This window comes from Dyadobacter sp. HNCC25DJ186 (genome assembly GCF_056895235.1).
The window spans coordinates 746,544-762,137 of the sequence record NZ_JBXHAS010000003.1 but is presented as its reverse complement, the minus strand read 5'-3'; the positions used below and the strand labels follow the sequence as shown (position 1 = coordinate 762,137).

Here is a 15,594-nt window from a genome sequence, read left to right as displayed (position 1 = left end):
AAGAAATTTTTGCTTGCGATGTTCTGATGAATTTACTTCACCTTTTCCATTTCGCTGGCATACTTGCCAATATTAATCAATGGAATTTGTGCCCGATAAGTTGAATTTAAAACTTTGATTACTTCATTGGCCAGCACAGCCTGTCCAATAGCAGTTGGGTAAATGCCGTCAGCTGAGAAAAAGTTACCATTTGGATACGAAGGATCAATTTTGAAACCGTCCTCAGAAATGTAATTTCCAGCCATTATTTTTTTGTAAACAGCATAAAAATCAACAACGCCGTAATTATATTCCTTCGACCATCTTACCAAAAGATCATTATAAAGATTCGGTCGGGCTATTTCCGCTTTCCTTATAACATCAATATCTGTCAGATTCGAGTTTTTGTTTGACCCATCGTAAAAGTTAACTACAGTTGCCGTTGGCAAAAAAATTGATTCAGCGTTAACGGCCATGGGATGATCGGTATAGTCGGCTTGGACACCAATGACTTTTCCATTTTTCTTCATCAACGACTCATACGAAAACCAGTGAAAGTAGGGAAATTCAACTACATCCGGAACGGTTGCGTAGACATACCTTGACCCTTTTTCCTTTAAATAATTTCGGATAGTTTGTTCCCAAGTGAATTCACTTCCGCCATAGGGAGACCCATTTCCTCCATTGATATTCATAGAAATCAAAACATCAAGACCGCTTTCTACCAAAGCAAGATCAGGTTTTATTGTTTTAGTATATTCACCCAGGGATTCATATTCCTCGCCCACAAACCTGCCGACCAATGAAGCATTCAGACGCTTATGATCCCATAAATAATTGATATTTGAAAGGTTGGCTGGCATCGGATTGTTCTTATAAAAATCAACATAATGGTCCAGTTCCTGTTTGGGATTGAGATAAAATATATTGTTTCCGCTTCCAGGGATAGCAAAATTGTTTACTGGTTTTCCATTGTAAGTTTTCATATAAACAGAACCTTTCTCTGTCCGTGCGGTATTATTTATTACTTCCTGGAAAAATGGCATGGCAGAAGATTTTTCTCTGACCAGATAACCCGTCCCGTTTCCATTCTCTGTTTCAAATAGCGCCTGGTTAAAATTTGTTAATCCCATTTGTCTGGCAACGAGATTAGGGTAGGAGGTAAGTTGCCCCTGACGATATAACCCTCCGTCGCGGTAGCCGGCAGCATTGCCGTCGCCGATCGCGATCATAAAAGGTTCAAGCCCATTGGCACTTTTCAAATCGCCCAAATTCACGGAACCTGCCGCCGGCGCCCAGGCAAAAGAAGGGTCTGCCTTGACAGGAATTGAAATTTCGCCAGCCTTTAACGGGTTCTCAACGTTGGTGTAAGGGGAAGGAGAATCTTTATCGTTGTTACATGATAAAAAGCAAACCGTAACGAAAAGAAGCGTAGTATAGTAATAACTTTTTTTCATGATTTTGTCAGGTTTACGTGAGTAGCAGATAAGTATATTAAAGGTGAATAAAATGTTTGAATTTACAAAAAAATCCCTGGTTAATTGAAATTTAAGTTGCTTACTACCAGTGAAGAGTGAATTTTAAATAAGGATTTTTTGGAACGTAAAATTTTGTCCCAATATTGCGGAACAAAAATCCTAAACCTTAACATACGCCTCTTGTGAATCGAATCCTCTGGATACTCGTTTTTTTTCCTGTTTTGCTTAAAGCACAAAGTATTAAAGTGCTGACTAATCATGTAGGTTACGAAAGTACTCAGGCTAAACAAGCCATTATTATAAGTGAAAAAAAGATAGATATTCCATCTTTTAAATTAGTTGAATCAGAGACCGGAAAAGTTGTTTTTTCAGGAAAGCCGGTTTTCAGCGGGCAGGTTGGAAAATGGAGAAACTGGCTTTTCTGGACAATTGATTTCAGCGCCTTCAATGGAAACGGTTCCTATATTATTCAGGCTCAGAGCGCTGATAAATTAGCCGCGTCTTATCCGTTTGTGATCGGGAAAAATGTGCTCGAACAATCAACGCTTTCAAATGTAATTTACTACTTCAAAGGCCAGCGAAGTTCCGGATTGCTGGACGCGGCTGATCATCACTTGGTTCTTTCTGGTCAAACAAAAGATACGATCGATGCCCATGGCGGTTGGTATGACGCTTCAGGAGATTATGGCAAACATTTGTCACATCTTACTTTTTCATCCTATTTCAATCCGCAGCAGATTTCATTAACGGCATGGAGTTTATTCAAAACCTATGCTTTGTTAACCAAAAAAACAGGTACTGATTTTCGTCAGTATAATCGAAGGTTACTGGATGAAGCCATGTATGGAGCGGATTATTTAGTACGGATGCAAGTTGAAAATGGCTCGTTTTATCGATCCGTTTCGGCACCCGGACCAGGAAAACTGGCAAAAGACCGGGTGATCAGAGCGGAAGACCAGAGTTACCGGATCAAACAAAATAAGGACCAATCGTTTAACGACAGTGATAAATCCAATGATTGGAAAAGTTATCAGGTTAGCTATCGGTCGGGTGGCGGCGTGAGCATTGCCGCACTGGCGATGGCGTCAGCATATGATACTTCGGGTGAGTTTTCTAATAAAGAATATTTGATTGCTGCGGAACGGGCGTTCGATTTTCTTGAAAAAAATAATGTGCAAATGACCAACGATGGCAAAGAAAATATCGTGGACGACTATTGTGCTTTGAGTGCCGCAACCGAATTATTGAAGGCAACAGGGAAAGAAATATATGCGAAAGCCGCGGCCAAACGAGCGAATCAGCTTTTGACCAGATTAATTTCCGGAGATAACCAAACCGACTATTGGCGGGCCGATGATAAAGATCGCCCGTTTTTTCATCCTTCCGATGCGGGTTTTCCTATCACAAGTCTGACTTATTATTTCCCATTCGCTTCTGAACAGGAACAGAAAAAAATCAGAGAAATAATTAAAAGATCGCTGGCTCACGAGCTTAAAATTACCAGTGAAGTCAATAATCCGTTTGGATATAGCAGGCAGTTTGTGCAGGATACGCTGGGACACAGGAAGACGACTTTTTTCTTTCCTCATGGAAGTGACGCATCGCCCTGGTGGCAGGGAGAAAATGCCCGGATTGCGTCGATGGCTGCCGCGGCCAGGCTGGTTGCGCCGCTTTTCGCTGATGAGAAGGTATTCAAAGAAAATCTGGAAAAATTTGCGCTGAATCAGCTTAACTGGATTTTAGGTCTAAATCCCTATGACGCGAGTATGCTGCACGGTTCGGGTCATAACAATCCTGCTTATGGATTCTTCGGGACTTTCGAATATACAAATGCGCCAGGCGGAATCGCTAATGGAATTACTTCCGGACTGGAAAACGAAGATGATATTGATTTTAATCTGTCTTACGCAAAAACAGGTAAAGACAATGACTGGCGCTGGGCCGAACAATGGCTTCCACACGCGGCCTGGTATATGCTGGCGATTTCTGCGAGGGAATAAGTCCACTAGTTTATGTAATCCAATAGAGGCCTTGGAATCAATAAAGCGCAAATCACCATCGACAACATGATAAGTACTGTCAACACCTTTTTAAATTTATGCGATTTGTCTTTTACAAAATATTCAATAATCAGTGCCAAAATCGTGGTTGCAATCCCGACTAAGAAATGGTAACTTAAAGGAAGGCGTAAGTTGTTTATATAATACTCAACATACATAATACCAATCTGATATAATGCACTTGAATTTAACATGAAAAATACAAAAGACCATTTTTGGTTCTTGGATATCCCGGACTTTTGATTTTCGGTATTTCTCAGTTTGTCAAGGTGTTCTTGTGGAATAACAGGTCTCATGATTGTTATGGCGTAAAGTCATTTGAATTCAAAAATCCAGGGATTGGGTGACTGACTCAGCTTTAAATTCAGGGCATACTTCTAATTATAATTGCGGTAAATATAACAAACCAGAATAAAAACAACTGACATGATTTTACAGTATTTTAATCAAATTTTGAATATTTAAATTACAACAATATTGATTTTTGGACCTGATGGTAAGGTTTTTTGTGTTTTAAAGTTGTAACTTTTGAAATCCTCATCAAACGAACCACGCCATGCTAACCACTGATTTTTTTAAAGTAGAAGAGTTGCTGACGCCAGAGCAGCGCTTGATCACCCAGGTCGTAAAGGAATTTTGTGATATTGAAATAAAACCAGTCATTGAAGGATATGCGCAAAGGGCAGAATTTCCGCTGCAATTCGTGCGAAAATTTGGTGAGCTTGGCGTTTTTGGTCCCACGATTCCTAGGGATTATGGCGGCGGAGGACTGGATTATGTCAGTTATGGATTGATGTGCCAGGAAATTGAGCGCGGCGACTCATCCATGCGTTCAACGGTTTCTGTCCAGAGTTCACTGGTCATGTGGCCAATTTATCAGTTTGGGTCTGAGGAGCAGAAGCAAAAATACTTGCCGGGACTTGGTACAGGAGAGATTCTGGGCTGCTTCGGTCTGACGGAGCCGGATCATGGCTCAGATCCGGGAGGTTTAAAAACAACCATATCAAAAACTCAGGGAGGTTATTTGCTGAATGGTTCGAAAATGTGGATTTCAAACGCCCCCTTTGCTGATATCGCAGTTGTCTGGGCGCGGAATGAAGATGGCCGTGTGCAGGGTGTTATTGTAGAAAGAGGAATGCCGGGTTTTACAACGGCAACAATTCACGGAAAATGGTCACTTCGTGCGAGTGCTACCGGAGAATTGATTTTTGATAAAGTACTCATCCCAAAAGAAAATATTTTACCGGATGCAGTTGGTCTTAAAGCAGCTTTGCAATGTCTGGATCATGCACGTTTTGGTGTGGCCTGGGGTGCCATTGGCGTTGCTCTGGATTGTTATGAAACGGCACTTAAATATTCAGGAGAAAGATTCCAGTTTAATAAACCGATCAGCTCCTTTCAGTTGGTTCAGAAAAAACTGGCAGAAATGCTCACCGAAATTACAAAAGCACAACTATTATCCTGGCGTTTGGGAACGTTGATGAACGACGCCCGCGCTACGACAAGTCAGATTTCCATGGCAAAAAGGAACAATGTGGAAATGGCTTTGCAGGTGGCCAGAGAATCCCGCCAGATACTTGGTGCGATGGGTATCACTGATTCATTCCCAATTATGCGCCACATGATGAACCTCGAATCGGTGATGACATACGAGGGAACGCACGATATTCATTTACTGATTTTAGGAGCAGAAATAACGGGAAATCCGGCGTTCAAATAAGTTAAACTTTTTTGTTTAAAATCTCTTTTTGAAGCTCCTTGCTCGTCTGCCTTAATCCGTCAGGCGACCAGCCAGGAGCTTTTATCAAGTATTTAAGTTTGGTTTTAATATCGATAGGCTGCTCAAAATCCTTTTTTATTTCTTTCCATTCATGAAAAACCGTCTCTGTTAGACTATTCGTTTCAGTTTGTTTTGTTAGTCCATAACGGGCAGGAACAGCAGGTAACTCTTCCTGAAAAGTACCAAATATTCTGTCCCAGATAATCAGGCACATACCCATATTTTTGTCCAGATATTCAATGTTGCTGGCGTGGTGTACTCGGTGGTGCGAGGGTGTAACGAAAACATATTCAAGCCAGCCAAGTTTTCCGACGTATTCTGTGTGAACGATAATACCATAGATCTGCGTCAGCGAGTACATAATCACGATGTCGGCCGGATTAAAGCCGATCAATACCAAAGGAATAAAATATAAAAAACGATATAATGGCTGAAAAACAGACGAACGGAATCCTGTGGTAAGATTAAAATGTTCTGAAGAGTGATGTGTCACATGGACTGCCCAGAATAAACGGCTATGGTGATCGACATAATGAAGTGCGTAAAATGCCAGGTCTTCAAGCAGGAAAAGTACTCCCCAGTAAATGTATGGATTTTCAATCGGCTCAATAATTTTGTAATTATAAAACCAGATCAAAACTCCTATATACGCAGCACGAAAGAGCAAATCAACGCTGCCATTAAGCAACATCAGGGCCGCATTTGTGAAAGTATCTTTAACAGTATAAGAGACCTTGTGCGACCGATAGGTTATAAATATTTCAAGGCAAATCAAGGATATATAAAACGGTGTAGACAGTTTTAATAGAAAATCCTCAAATTCGTAAGTGCCGGGCATAGTGACGTCTGCAAAAAATTTAACAAAGATAGAACGGTTGGTAAACCCAAAGATACTAATTCTGTTTTTTAAGAATATTCTAATATGGTTTTCCGCTTCTCAAAATAATTGTTTCTAGGCTCATAGTACCGAGACAATCATCCGGATCTTTACCCTCATGCATTCGATTTAATTAATCAACCTCCTGAGTGCTTTTCTAAGTTCTTCGTTTTTGTGTTTTTTCTGTAAAATGACTGGTGCCGCAATCCGCTCCTTACAATCGAAAAGTGAACATCGTTCGCAAGTTTCATTCACATCACGTGAAGGTATTTCAGGATCATCCAGAAATTTTATCGTTTTGCTGGTGTGTTCATCCAGATAAACACCCATGGAAACACTCACGTTTAGATTCGGTGTTGTGGCCGTCGGCTGGGCAAAACTGACGATCAGATAGTTGTCCTGCGTATCGATGTATCTGGATTTCTGCGCCGCACAAATGGTGTTGGTATACGTTTTATTTTTAACCGATTCGGCAAGATCGTTCAGTACGGTCAGTGCAATCCATCGCCTGCAATAATGTTCATCTTTGACCGTATGCGGATTGTGCTTTCTTGAAATGTGCATTTCCTTCGTCATCTCAAATAAATTCTGCCCGGCGAAATTATTGAAACGCGAAAAGAAAATCTGTTTGATGCCAAAATGTGTTGGTAAAACGTTGCTCATACGATAACAAAAAGACTCAGGCGTAGTGTTAAATTCCGCCACCATAGCCACCAGTTTTTCAGGCTGCCAGGTTTTTAGTTCGAAGAATTCTCTTAATCTGGGGACTAGTATACTACGTTTGATAATAATCGCACTGGCAAAATAGGATGCCTTAAAGTTGTTCAACAATTGTTCAAACGATTCCGCTTCCACAAGGGCCGTGGTATGTAACCTGTTTTTTAGTTTCAAATAAACATAACCGATTTCCCTTCCATAAATAAACGCACGCTGGACAGAGGAAAGGTGCGTATTGATCAGGAGTCTGTTGCCTTGCGGCCGGGTAATGGTCAGCGAACGCACACTCGCGAATTCAGGATTTGCCTTTTCGTTGATATTTTCAATCTTGTAATTATATTCCGACCGGAGCACATCTGCGAGATAATTCTCATCCAAAAGTTTTTCTGCGGGAATCTCTCTTTCCAGCATGAAACGTTCAGCTTCTTCTTCAATATCCTCAAAACAATTGTCGTGCATTTCCTGATAGGTACGCAATGCCGAGAAATAAAATTTTTCAACAGACATATTGTAATTTCTCGCAATCTCGATCAGCGTCCCAACGAAAGCGCTGATTTTGGTAGGAGCGTCGGAAAGCAGTTCCAGCAAACTGGCAGGATCAATACCAAAAAGCTCTAACGGAAGTTCTGTAAGGATATTTGAGCTTAAAAGTTCAGAAATTGGTTCCAGCCTTTTGCTGAGTTTTAGCGACACCAGCGTATCATAATCCACTTCCATTGCCCCAGCAAGTGCAATTATTTTATCAGACTTCGGATACTTTTTCCCTTTTTCAATTTCATTGATATAGGAAATTGACAAGCCCGATTTTTGGGAAAGTTCGCTCAGCGACAGACCTTTATCGAGTCGGAGCTGTTTTAATTTTAGTCCAAAAACCAGTCGTACGTTGTCAGTATTTAAAGCCACAATAAAGAAGGTAAAATGTTAGATATTTTGGATAGCTTAAAACTGAAAATTTCAGAAACAGATCCTGAATATCTTTGTATCAATTGAAACGATTTGCAAAATTAGTCTATATACTTCAAATCCCTAACTTCCCAATTATTCCTGATCGGGTTTGTTGAAAAATCTTATACCCCTAAAAGTAAAGGAGAACCATTCTGCGAATGATTCTCCTTTACTTTTATTTCAGGTAATGGGTATCTTAGAAAATTGAGAAACCCAAAGTTGCCTGGAACAAATTACTTTTTTTGCCAAATTGTGCAGCAGTTGTTGCATTATCGTAGTTAACTTTCACGATATCGTTGAAATTACCTTCATAACGAACATCAAGACTTAAACGTCCAAAGTCAACACCTACACCAGCCTGGTATCCAAATGCAAGACGGTTATTAAATTCCGCTCTCGAATCTGTATTTGTAGCTTCATCAAATGAATCACCTAATTTACCGTTGCTCGACAAACGATAGGATGCCATAGGCCCCACGTTAATTCTGAAAAACTTAGCAATACGCACACCGAAAAGCACAGGAACGTCAAGGTTAGAGAATCTTACGTCCACCTTGTCATCGTTTATTGAGTTATCAAAGTTGAATTTAGCGCCTTTTTGAGAAAGTAAAAATTCTGGCTGAACGTAGAAATTACGTCCAAAACGGAAAAATACACCACCCACAAATCCTAACGTACGATCGGAATTGTCTTTGAAATCGAAAGCATTTCCTCCTGATCCCAGGGACAAATCGTTTCCTGCAATATTTGATAAATTTGCACCTGCCTTAACACCAAACCGAACTGCTGGATCATATTGTGCTGATGCTGAGAAGTTTATTCCTACCGCACAAAGAGCTATTAATAATAACTTTTTCATATTCCCTTTTAATTTTAATGATTTTTTGAATTACTTATGGTTTTTGTCGTCGATTAAATTGATCGTCGCAGAGAATGTATAAAATATATGCCGTTGCCATAACAACTTTAAATACTGAAATTGTGAGCATTTGTTTCCACAACCTCCGATGGTTTTTAAATTTTTTTAAAATTTGTGTATTTAAGTCACAGTCGGAAGTTATACGTCGATTACAAAGAGAAGTAACTGGCGGGATTAACGCTGCTAAATACTTCCGTAGCGTAATCCGTTAATAATCATAAAAATCTAAACAACTTCTTCAACCATTTATTGACACGATTTAGTGTGAAAAGAAGGCTTATTACGATCAAAAAACGCTATTTTTGCGGTCTGTAAAAGACCAAAGTTAATTTTAGACTAAATTGTTGAGAAAGAATGAGTGAATATAGTCCCCGGGATATAGAGAAAAAATGGCAGAATTTTTGGGAGCAAAATGAGACTTTTCAGGTTGAGAACAAGTCTGATCTTCCAAAATATTATGTTTTGGATATGTTTCCGTATCCTTCCGGTGCCGGCTTGCACGTAGGCCATCCACTTGGATATATTGCTTCTGATATTTACTCAAGGTACAAACGCCTGAAAGGTTTCAACGTTCTGCATCCGATGGGATTTGACAGTTTTGGTCTTCCTGCGGAGCAGTATGCGATTCAGACCGGCCAGCACCCGGCCATTACGACGGAGCAAAATATTACCCGATATATTGAACAATTAAAAAATCTCGGTTTCAGTTATGACTGGAGCCGCGAAGTTCGTACCTCCGATCCTTCCTATTATAAATGGACACAGTGGATTTTTACGGAGCTTTTTGAGAGCTGGTATAATAACGAAACAGATAAGGCCGAAAGAATTGAAACGCTGATCGCCAAATTTGAGGAAAATGGTAACCAGTTTGTAAAAGCTGCCTGTGACGAGGATACACCTTCATTTACGGCTGAGGAGTGGAAATCATATGCTGAGGAAGATAAATATAAGATCACATTAAAATACCGCATCACGTATGTTGCTGATGCGACCGTAAACTGGTGCCCTGGCCTGGGGTCGGTTTTGTCTAACGACGAGGTGAAAGACGGCGTTTCTGAACGCGGCGGATTTCCGGTGATCCAGAAATTAATGCGTCAGTGGATGATGCGGATTACTGCCTATTCCCAACGTCTTTTGGACGGTCTGGATCATGTAGACTGGACCGAATCTTTGAAAGAGCAGCAGCGTAACTGGATCGGCCGCTCGGTGGGTGCTCTGGTGAAATTTCCTGTGGCAACTTCCAGAACAGGAGAGGCCGGTTCGGAAACCATTACGGTATTCACAACGCGTGTTGATACAATTTACGGCGTATCGTTTATGGTGATCGCACCGGAACACGAGCTTGTTGACGTGATCACGACACCAGAACAAAGGGCGGAGATTGACGCTTATATCGATCTGACCAAAAAACGCTCTGAACGTGACCGGACAAGTGATGTGAAAACGGTTTCAGGAGCCTTTACGGGCGCTTACGCAATCAATCCTTTTAACGACGAAAAAATACCGGTTTACATTGCCGACTATGTTTTGGCAGGATATGGAACGGGTGCGGTTATGGCCGTTCCGTCAGGTGATCAGCGCGACTGGAACTTTGCAAAACATTTTGATCTGCCGATCATTCCGATCCTGGATTCGCAGAAAGAAGTGGATGTCCAGGCGGATAATACCAAAGAGGGTAAATATATCAACTCGGGAATGATCAACGGGTTGACATTTCATGAGGCAAATAAAGTATTAATTCAGTGGCTGGAAGAAAAAGGTGTTGGTAAGGGGAAAATCAATTATCGTTTGCGCGATGCCGTTTTCAGTCGCCAGCGTTATTGGGGTGAGCCGGTGCCGGTTTATTACAAAAATGATAGCACGGGACAGCCTTTGCCATATTTATTGAAAGAGGAAGAATTGCCGTTAAATTTGCCGGCGATTGATAAATATTTGCCAACAGAACACGGCGAACCGCCATTGGGACGAGCAGAAGGCTGGGGGCACGGCAGTGGAAATGGATATGAATTGAGCACGATGCCGGGTTGGGCTGGAAGCAGCTGGTACTGGTATCGTTATATGGATGCCAAAAACGAAACGGAGTTTGCATCAAAAGAAGCGATCGATTACTGGCGGAATGTTGATTTGTATATCGGCGGGACTGAACATGCAACCGGCCATCTTTTGTATAGTCGTTTCTGGAATAAATTTTTGAAAGACAGAGGTTTTGTGCAGGAGGAAGAGCCTTTCAAAAAACTGATTAACCAGGGAATGATCCAGGGGCGAAGCAGTTTTGTTTATCGTGTAAAAAGTGAAGATTACAGCAAACCTGTATTTGTCAGCGAAGGGCTAAAATCTCAATACGAGGTTTCTGCTTTGCACGTGGACGTTAATATTGTAGAAAACGATATTCTGGATATTGAAAAATTCAGAGCAACGCGTCGTGATATCGCAGGCGAAAATGCTGAGTTTATTCTCGAAGATGGGAAATATCATTGCGGCGTGGAAGTAGAGAAAATGTCGAAATCCAAATTTAACGTAGTGAACCCGGATGATATCGTAACCAAATATGGTGCTGATACTTTGCGTTTGTATGAAATGTTCCTGGGACCTTTGGAGCAGGCAAAACCGTGGAACACCAATGGTATTGACGGAACGTATCGTTTTATCCGTAAATTCTGGCGTTTGTTTTATAACGACCAGGGACAATGGCTGGTAAAAGACGAAGCTGCGAAACCCGAGGAATTACGCGTTTTGCATAAGACGATCAAAAAGATTGAAGAAGATATTGAAAACTTTTCATTCAATACCGGCGTAAGCGCATTTATGATGTGTGTGAACGAACTCGGAAGTTTGAAATGCAACAAACGTTCAGTGTTACAGGAGCTTGTTGTTTTGATTTCTCCTTATGCCCCGCATTTGAGTGAAGAATTGTGGGATGCCCTGGGCAATGAAAAAGGAACTGTTTCGAAAGCACCATTCCCAAAGTGGGAGCAGCAGTATGTTGTGGACGCCATTTTTGAATATCCGATCCAGATCAACGGGAAAGTTCGCGTAACGCTTCCTTTCGCATTGGATACCGCACCGGCAGAAATTGAAAAAGAAGTGCTGGCGAACGAGGTCGTAATCAAATGGCTTGAAGGAAATCCTCCTAAAAAAGTCATCGTTGTTCCTAAACGTATAGTGAACGTAGTTATATAAAAATAAAGGCCGGCATGAACTTCATGCCGGCCTTTATTTTCTCCTGTTCGTTAATCAATTTTAACTGAACGTTCTGTTACTTTTTCTTCCAACTGGAATTCTCTTGTTTGTTTTTCTCCCTGGCTGGATATTTCCAAAGTATATTTTCCCGCGGCCAGATCATTGGTATCAATTTCACGTCTCAATTTTTTGTCGCCTCTTCCTGCAACTTCTTTGTAGATCACTTTTCCCTTCGCATCCTGAAAAAGTATTGAGGTGCTTGCCCTGTTATACTTATCAATATTCACTTTGATCTTGCCGTCCTTGGAAGCATAAATTCCCGAGTTAAACCCGGTAACTTTTTTGATTTCTTTATCGTTGGCAAATGTTGAGAAAGAAATAACGGAAGCTAATACAAATACGCTGAGAATGGTTTTGAATGAATTTTTCATGGCTAATAAATTATAAAGTTGAAGTTCTGTTGCTGTTAAAGAACATAACAAATGTATGTGTTATACTAGGTACTATGCAATGCAAAGTACATGAATGGTGAATAACAATAATGAGTGGTAATGCGATGCCCATGGGTTACTTCTGCCGGAATAAAACAAAGCCCGTTCAGAACTTTATAGGTTCGAACAGGCTTCGAGTGTGTGTAAACTGGAGGAATAAGTAAGATAAAAATTAGTTGTTGATGAAGTGTTAACAAGTGTGTGTGTAATTCGCTTTTAGTTAAGTTAGTATATAGTGTGTAAAGGGAAATTCTGGTATTTAGACTCGTGTTTGTGTTGTAGGTCACAATTTGTATGAAATTATTTTAAAATATTTTCCTCCCATTCCAATAGTGCTGTTAGTGACATTCCAAATGCCTTGGCAATCATGGCCGCTCGTCCCACCGTCAGGCTGGTATCTCCCGTTTCAATTTTACTGTAAGCTGTTTGGCTCAGCCCAATTTCCTGCGCCATTTGTTCCTGCTTGTAACCGTGCAAAAGACGAAGCTTCTTAATTCTTTTGGCGAGATCATTTGGTGTTTTGGTTTTCATAGCCAACAGCGGGTTTATCGTAAACTTACAGATATTGGTCTCTCTGTAATGATTAGACTATCCGTTTGAATAATCGTCACAGGTTTATCGAATTTAAACGTATCATTTTTGTAGATGGAATTCGCTGAAAATTAATCTGGTCTTATTTTTCATTCTTTATGCGCTGATTTTCAGATTCTTAAAATTTCATTTTTTGGCGAAGTCTTAAACGACAACCCAACTATTTTGAGGTTAGAACCATACCGTACCGTTCGAACCTGATCTTTTTGTACTTTTGTCAACCTATGGCAAAAAAGAAAACGCAAAGCAGCATTTTGGCGAAACCTGATTATTTGAAACCCTTACCTGCCAAAGGCTGGGCAATTATTGCGGGAGTTGTTTTGGTCATTGCGGCGTTGGTATGGTGGAGCGACAATAAGGATGAGAACCAATGGACTTACATTGCGAAAGCGGGTATAAAACTTCCGTTAAAATACGCTGTGCATGGGATCGACGTGTCGCACCATAATGCCCGTATCAACTGGGACAAACTGAAAGAATCCAGGACAGAGGAGATGGGGATTGATTTTGTTTATATCAAAGCCACCGAGGGTGCCACCCATTTAGATAAGGAATTTCAAAGAAACTGGAAGGAAGCCAGGCGTATCGGGATGAAACGCGGTGCCTATCATTTCTACAATCCACGGGTAATGTCAGACCGCCAGGTTGCTAATTTCATAGGTCAGGTTGAATTATTACCGGGTGATCTTCCGCCCGTCCTCGACCTCGAAACCGATGCCCGAAAACCTAATGATATTATCGTGAAAGGCGTCAGGAACTGGCTCGTTCTGATTGAAAAACACTACGGCGTCCGCCCGATCATTTATGTCAATGAACATTTTTACAAAAAATATATAGCGGGAAATTTCGACGATTATCCCCTCTGGCTGGCCGGTTACTCCCGAACACATCTGAACGACCTGGCCGAAGACGCACAAGTGTTATTCTGGCAGCACAGCGAAAAAGGCTGGGCAGCCGGCATTCGCGGTTTTGTTGATTATAATGTTTTCCTGCACGAGAGCGGAGATTGGGAGGCTTTGGGGGAGTAATTCTTCTTAAAACAAGCGATATCTATATGTTATTTTAAACTTATTCTTGGTTTATTCAAAATTCGATTAAAATAGTGTCGAAGAACTTGGGTCATGTTTCCCTATTGTTTCTACATTGTGCTCCGAATCATATCAGCACTATGTTTAACTATGAACCTGACAAAATATCTGGAACGCTTTGATCGGTTACATCACTTGATTGGGAAAAAGTCGACTGGCACCCCTGCCGAATTAGCTGAAAAACTGGATCTCTCCAAAAGGGCGGTGTATGAATACATACGTATCATGAGGGAAATGGGAGCCCCGATTGCCTTTTGCCATGTCAGGCAAACCTATTATTATGAACGTACTGTTGGGTTTAGTATGGTTGCCACGTGATAAAGCCAGCCATGTTAGTTCAGCCGTTTTTATCTTTTATTAATAAGGTAAACCAACCAACGGGTGCGCAAGAAAGGACGAGTATAGATAGTGTTGCATTCAAAGAATAAGCCTATCAATAAATCTAAAAACACACACTTAACATGACCATTCACTTCAAATATTTGATGCTGCATTTTATTGGGTTTATCAAAAATCCAAATGATCCTGATTATGTAGTCCTAACGGAAAGACAAAAGCTTTTACATATTTGCTTTTACTTTCTGTTCATATCTATGGGCATTAGTTTGATTGTTTTTGGGCTGCCTTTGGAGATTGCAGAAAAATTAGGATTGTTTGACGAATTAGTGGAAAAGGATATAAATGTGGGCATAATTGTTAAAACAATTACAGCCATCATTCTGGCCCCGTTTATCGAAGAAATTATGTTCCGGTTTTGGTTAGGATATTTTCGTCATTGGAAATATTTCAAATGGTTATACTATATCTCGGGAGTGGTCTTTGGAGGAATTCATATTTTCAATTACCAAATCAATGATTCTCATTATCTCTTCATTCCATTCATCACCATGAGCCAAACTTTTGGAGGGCTTATGCTGGGTTACATCCGGATTATTTATGGTTTTTGGTATGGCGTATTGTTGCATGCTTTGTTCAACAGCCTTGTGATCGGAGGCTATTTTATTTTTGTGAACCCATTTTAAACAGCACCCATGATGTTATCATTTTATTTCAAAAAGATCGGGTACGGGATTGTGATCCTGGCGTTGGTTATGTTTTTTTTCGTCATGTTAAATTTTGACTTCTTTTCACCATTGATGGAGACATGGGTTGGGGTTCTTAAATGGTTAGGCCTTTGCGGTTTGATATTGCTTACTATTTCCAGAGAGAAAAATGAAACTGCTGAAATCGAAAGGTTAAGGTACCGTTGTTTCTTTCAGACGTTTTTTGGAGCATTTATCAGTATCGTTGTGTTATCCCTGTCCAACTTAATCGTCACGGACGATGTAGTCAGTGTGGATAAAGCCCTGAATTATCTTAAAGACAATGACCTTTTTAAATTTTCAGCTGTTTTTTTGACTGTACATTGGATTTCCTTTCGTTCACAACTAAAAAAATTGACCCTTATTAACTGAATATCGCGAAATCGGTTGATCGGGAATTTTTGTAA

The 15,594-nt window shown here is 40.6% G+C and carries 13 protein-coding genes; 7 read left to right on the top strand and 6 right to left on the bottom strand.

The genetic code is table 11. The annotated features are described in order from the left end of the window. Positions 1–32: 32 nt before the first annotated feature. The gene (locus AC1XUO_RS13065) at positions 33–1,436 is read right to left on the bottom strand and encodes a hypothetical protein (RefSeq protein ID WP_483330261.1); all 1,404 of its coding nucleotides are present in this window, start codon (positions 1,434–1,436) and stop codon (positions 33–35) included. Between the two features lie 203 nt (positions 1,437–1,639). On the opposite strand from AC1XUO_RS13065, the gene AC1XUO_RS13060 reads away from it, so the two are divergent. Both AC1XUO_RS13060 and AC1XUO_RS13055 read left to right on the top strand, forming a co-directional pair. After that, entirely contained in the window at positions 1,640–3,457 is a 1,818-nt protein-coding gene (locus AC1XUO_RS13060) for a glycoside hydrolase family 9 protein (RefSeq protein WP_483330260.1), read from the top strand. 616 nt (positions 3,458–4,073) lie between these two features. Beyond that, positions 4,074–5,237, top strand: coding sequence for an acyl-CoA dehydrogenase family protein (locus AC1XUO_RS13055; protein ID WP_483330259.1), 1,164 nt, complete (start codon positions 4,074–4,076; stop codon positions 5,235–5,237). A gap of 1 nt (position 5,238) precedes the next feature. On the opposite strand, the gene AC1XUO_RS13050 is transcribed toward AC1XUO_RS13055, so the two are convergent. From AC1XUO_RS13050 to AC1XUO_RS13040, 3 genes are all read right to left on the bottom strand, one after another. Next, positions 5,239–6,135: a sterol desaturase family protein gene (locus AC1XUO_RS13050; RefSeq protein ID WP_483330258.1), complete on the bottom strand. Its 897-nt coding sequence runs from the start codon at positions 6,133–6,135 to the stop codon at positions 5,239–5,241. 168 nt (positions 6,136–6,303) lie between these two features. Continuing rightward, complete coding sequence (locus AC1XUO_RS13045; protein WP_483330257.1) at positions 6,304–7,794, bottom strand: helix-turn-helix domain-containing protein; 1,491 nt, start codon at positions 7,792–7,794, stop codon at positions 6,304–6,306. A 238-nt stretch (positions 7,795–8,032) separates the two neighbouring features. Next, the gene (locus AC1XUO_RS13040; protein ID WP_483330256.1) at positions 8,033–8,695 is read right to left on the bottom strand and encodes a porin family protein; all 663 of its coding nucleotides are present in this window, start codon (positions 8,693–8,695) and stop codon (positions 8,033–8,035) included. Between the two features lie 414 nt (positions 8,696–9,109). Here AC1XUO_RS13040 and leuS point away from each other — a divergent pair, with 414 nt between their 5' ends. Beyond that, positions 9,110–11,935 carry a leucine--tRNA ligase gene (gene leuS, locus AC1XUO_RS13035; RefSeq protein WP_483330255.1) on the top strand — a complete coding sequence of 942 codons (2,826 nt, stop codon included), beginning with the start codon at positions 9,110–9,112 and terminating at the stop codon, positions 11,933–11,935. A gap of 50 nt (positions 11,936–11,985) precedes the next feature. On the opposite strand, the gene AC1XUO_RS13030 is transcribed toward leuS, so the two are convergent. Together AC1XUO_RS13030 and AC1XUO_RS13025 are read right to left on the bottom strand one after the other, a co-directional pair. Beyond that, positions 11,986–12,366 (bottom strand): hypothetical protein, encoded by a 381-nt coding sequence (locus AC1XUO_RS13030; protein WP_483330254.1) that lies wholly within the window; start codon positions 12,364–12,366, stop codon positions 11,986–11,988. 360 nt (positions 12,367–12,726) lie between these two features. Continuing rightward, complete coding sequence (locus tag AC1XUO_RS13025; RefSeq protein ID WP_483330253.1) at positions 12,727–12,957, bottom strand: helix-turn-helix domain-containing protein; 231 nt, start codon at positions 12,955–12,957, stop codon at positions 12,727–12,729. A gap of 284 nt (positions 12,958–13,241) precedes the next feature. On the opposite strand from AC1XUO_RS13025, the gene AC1XUO_RS13020 reads away from it, so the two are divergent. The 4 genes from AC1XUO_RS13020 (at position 13,242) to AC1XUO_RS13005 (ending at position 15,559) form a co-directional block, all read left to right on the top strand. After that, entirely contained in the window at positions 13,242–14,045 is an 804-nt protein-coding gene (locus AC1XUO_RS13020; protein ID WP_483330252.1) for a glycoside hydrolase family 25 protein, read from the top strand. A gap of 150 nt (positions 14,046–14,195) precedes the next feature. Further along, the gene (locus AC1XUO_RS13015; RefSeq protein ID WP_483330251.1) at positions 14,196–14,423 is read left to right on the top strand and encodes a helix-turn-helix domain-containing protein; all 228 of its coding nucleotides are present in this window, start codon (positions 14,196–14,198) and stop codon (positions 14,421–14,423) included. Between the two features lie 143 nt (positions 14,424–14,566). Further along, positions 14,567–15,127 carry a CPBP family intramembrane glutamic endopeptidase gene (locus AC1XUO_RS13010; protein WP_483330250.1) on the top strand — a complete coding sequence of 187 codons (561 nt, stop codon included), beginning with the start codon at positions 14,567–14,569 and terminating at the stop codon, positions 15,125–15,127. Between the two features lie 9 nt (positions 15,128–15,136). Beyond that, complete coding sequence (locus AC1XUO_RS13005; protein WP_483330249.1) at positions 15,137–15,559, top strand: hypothetical protein; 423 nt, start codon at positions 15,137–15,139, stop codon at positions 15,557–15,559. The last annotated feature ends 35 nt before the right edge of the window (positions 15,560–15,594 follow it).

Excerpts from the sequence above, each read along its gene's own strand:
- AC1XUO_RS13005 (WP_483330249.1), top strand. The coding sequence starts at position 15,137 with ATGATGTTATCATTTTATTTCAAAAAGATCGGGTACGGGATTGTGATC.
- AC1XUO_RS13015 (WP_483330251.1), top strand. The coding sequence starts at position 14,196 with ATGAACCTGACAAAATATCTGGAACGCTTTGATCGGTTACATCACTTG.
- AC1XUO_RS13010 (WP_483330250.1), top strand. The coding sequence starts at position 14,567 with ATGACCATTCACTTCAAATATTTGATGCTGCATTTTATTGGGTTTATC.
- AC1XUO_RS13025 (WP_483330253.1), bottom strand. The coding sequence starts at position 12,957 with ATGAAAACCAAAACACCAAATGATCTCGCCAAAAGAATTAAGAAGCTT.
- AC1XUO_RS13065 (WP_483330261.1), bottom strand. The coding sequence starts at position 1,436 with ATGAAAAAAAGTTATTACTATACTACGCTTCTTTTCGTTACGGTTTGC.
- AC1XUO_RS13040 (WP_483330256.1), bottom strand. The coding sequence starts at position 8,695 with ATGAAAAAGTTATTATTAATAGCTCTTTGTGCGGTAGGAATAAACTTC.
- AC1XUO_RS13030 (WP_483330254.1), bottom strand. The coding sequence starts at position 12,366 with ATGAAAAATTCATTCAAAACCATTCTCAGCGTATTTGTATTAGCTTCC.
- AC1XUO_RS13055 (WP_483330259.1), top strand. The coding sequence starts at position 4,074 with ATGCTAACCACTGATTTTTTTAAAGTAGAAGAGTTGCTGACGCCAGAG.
- AC1XUO_RS13020 (WP_483330252.1), top strand. The coding sequence starts at position 13,242 with ATGGCAAAAAAGAAAACGCAAAGCAGCATTTTGGCGAAACCTGATTAT.
- leuS (WP_483330255.1), top strand. The coding sequence starts at position 9,110 with ATGAGTGAATATAGTCCCCGGGATATAGAGAAAAAATGGCAGAATTTT.
- AC1XUO_RS13050 (WP_483330258.1), bottom strand. The coding sequence starts at position 6,135 with ATGCCCGGCACTTACGAATTTGAGGATTTTCTATTAAAACTGTCTACA.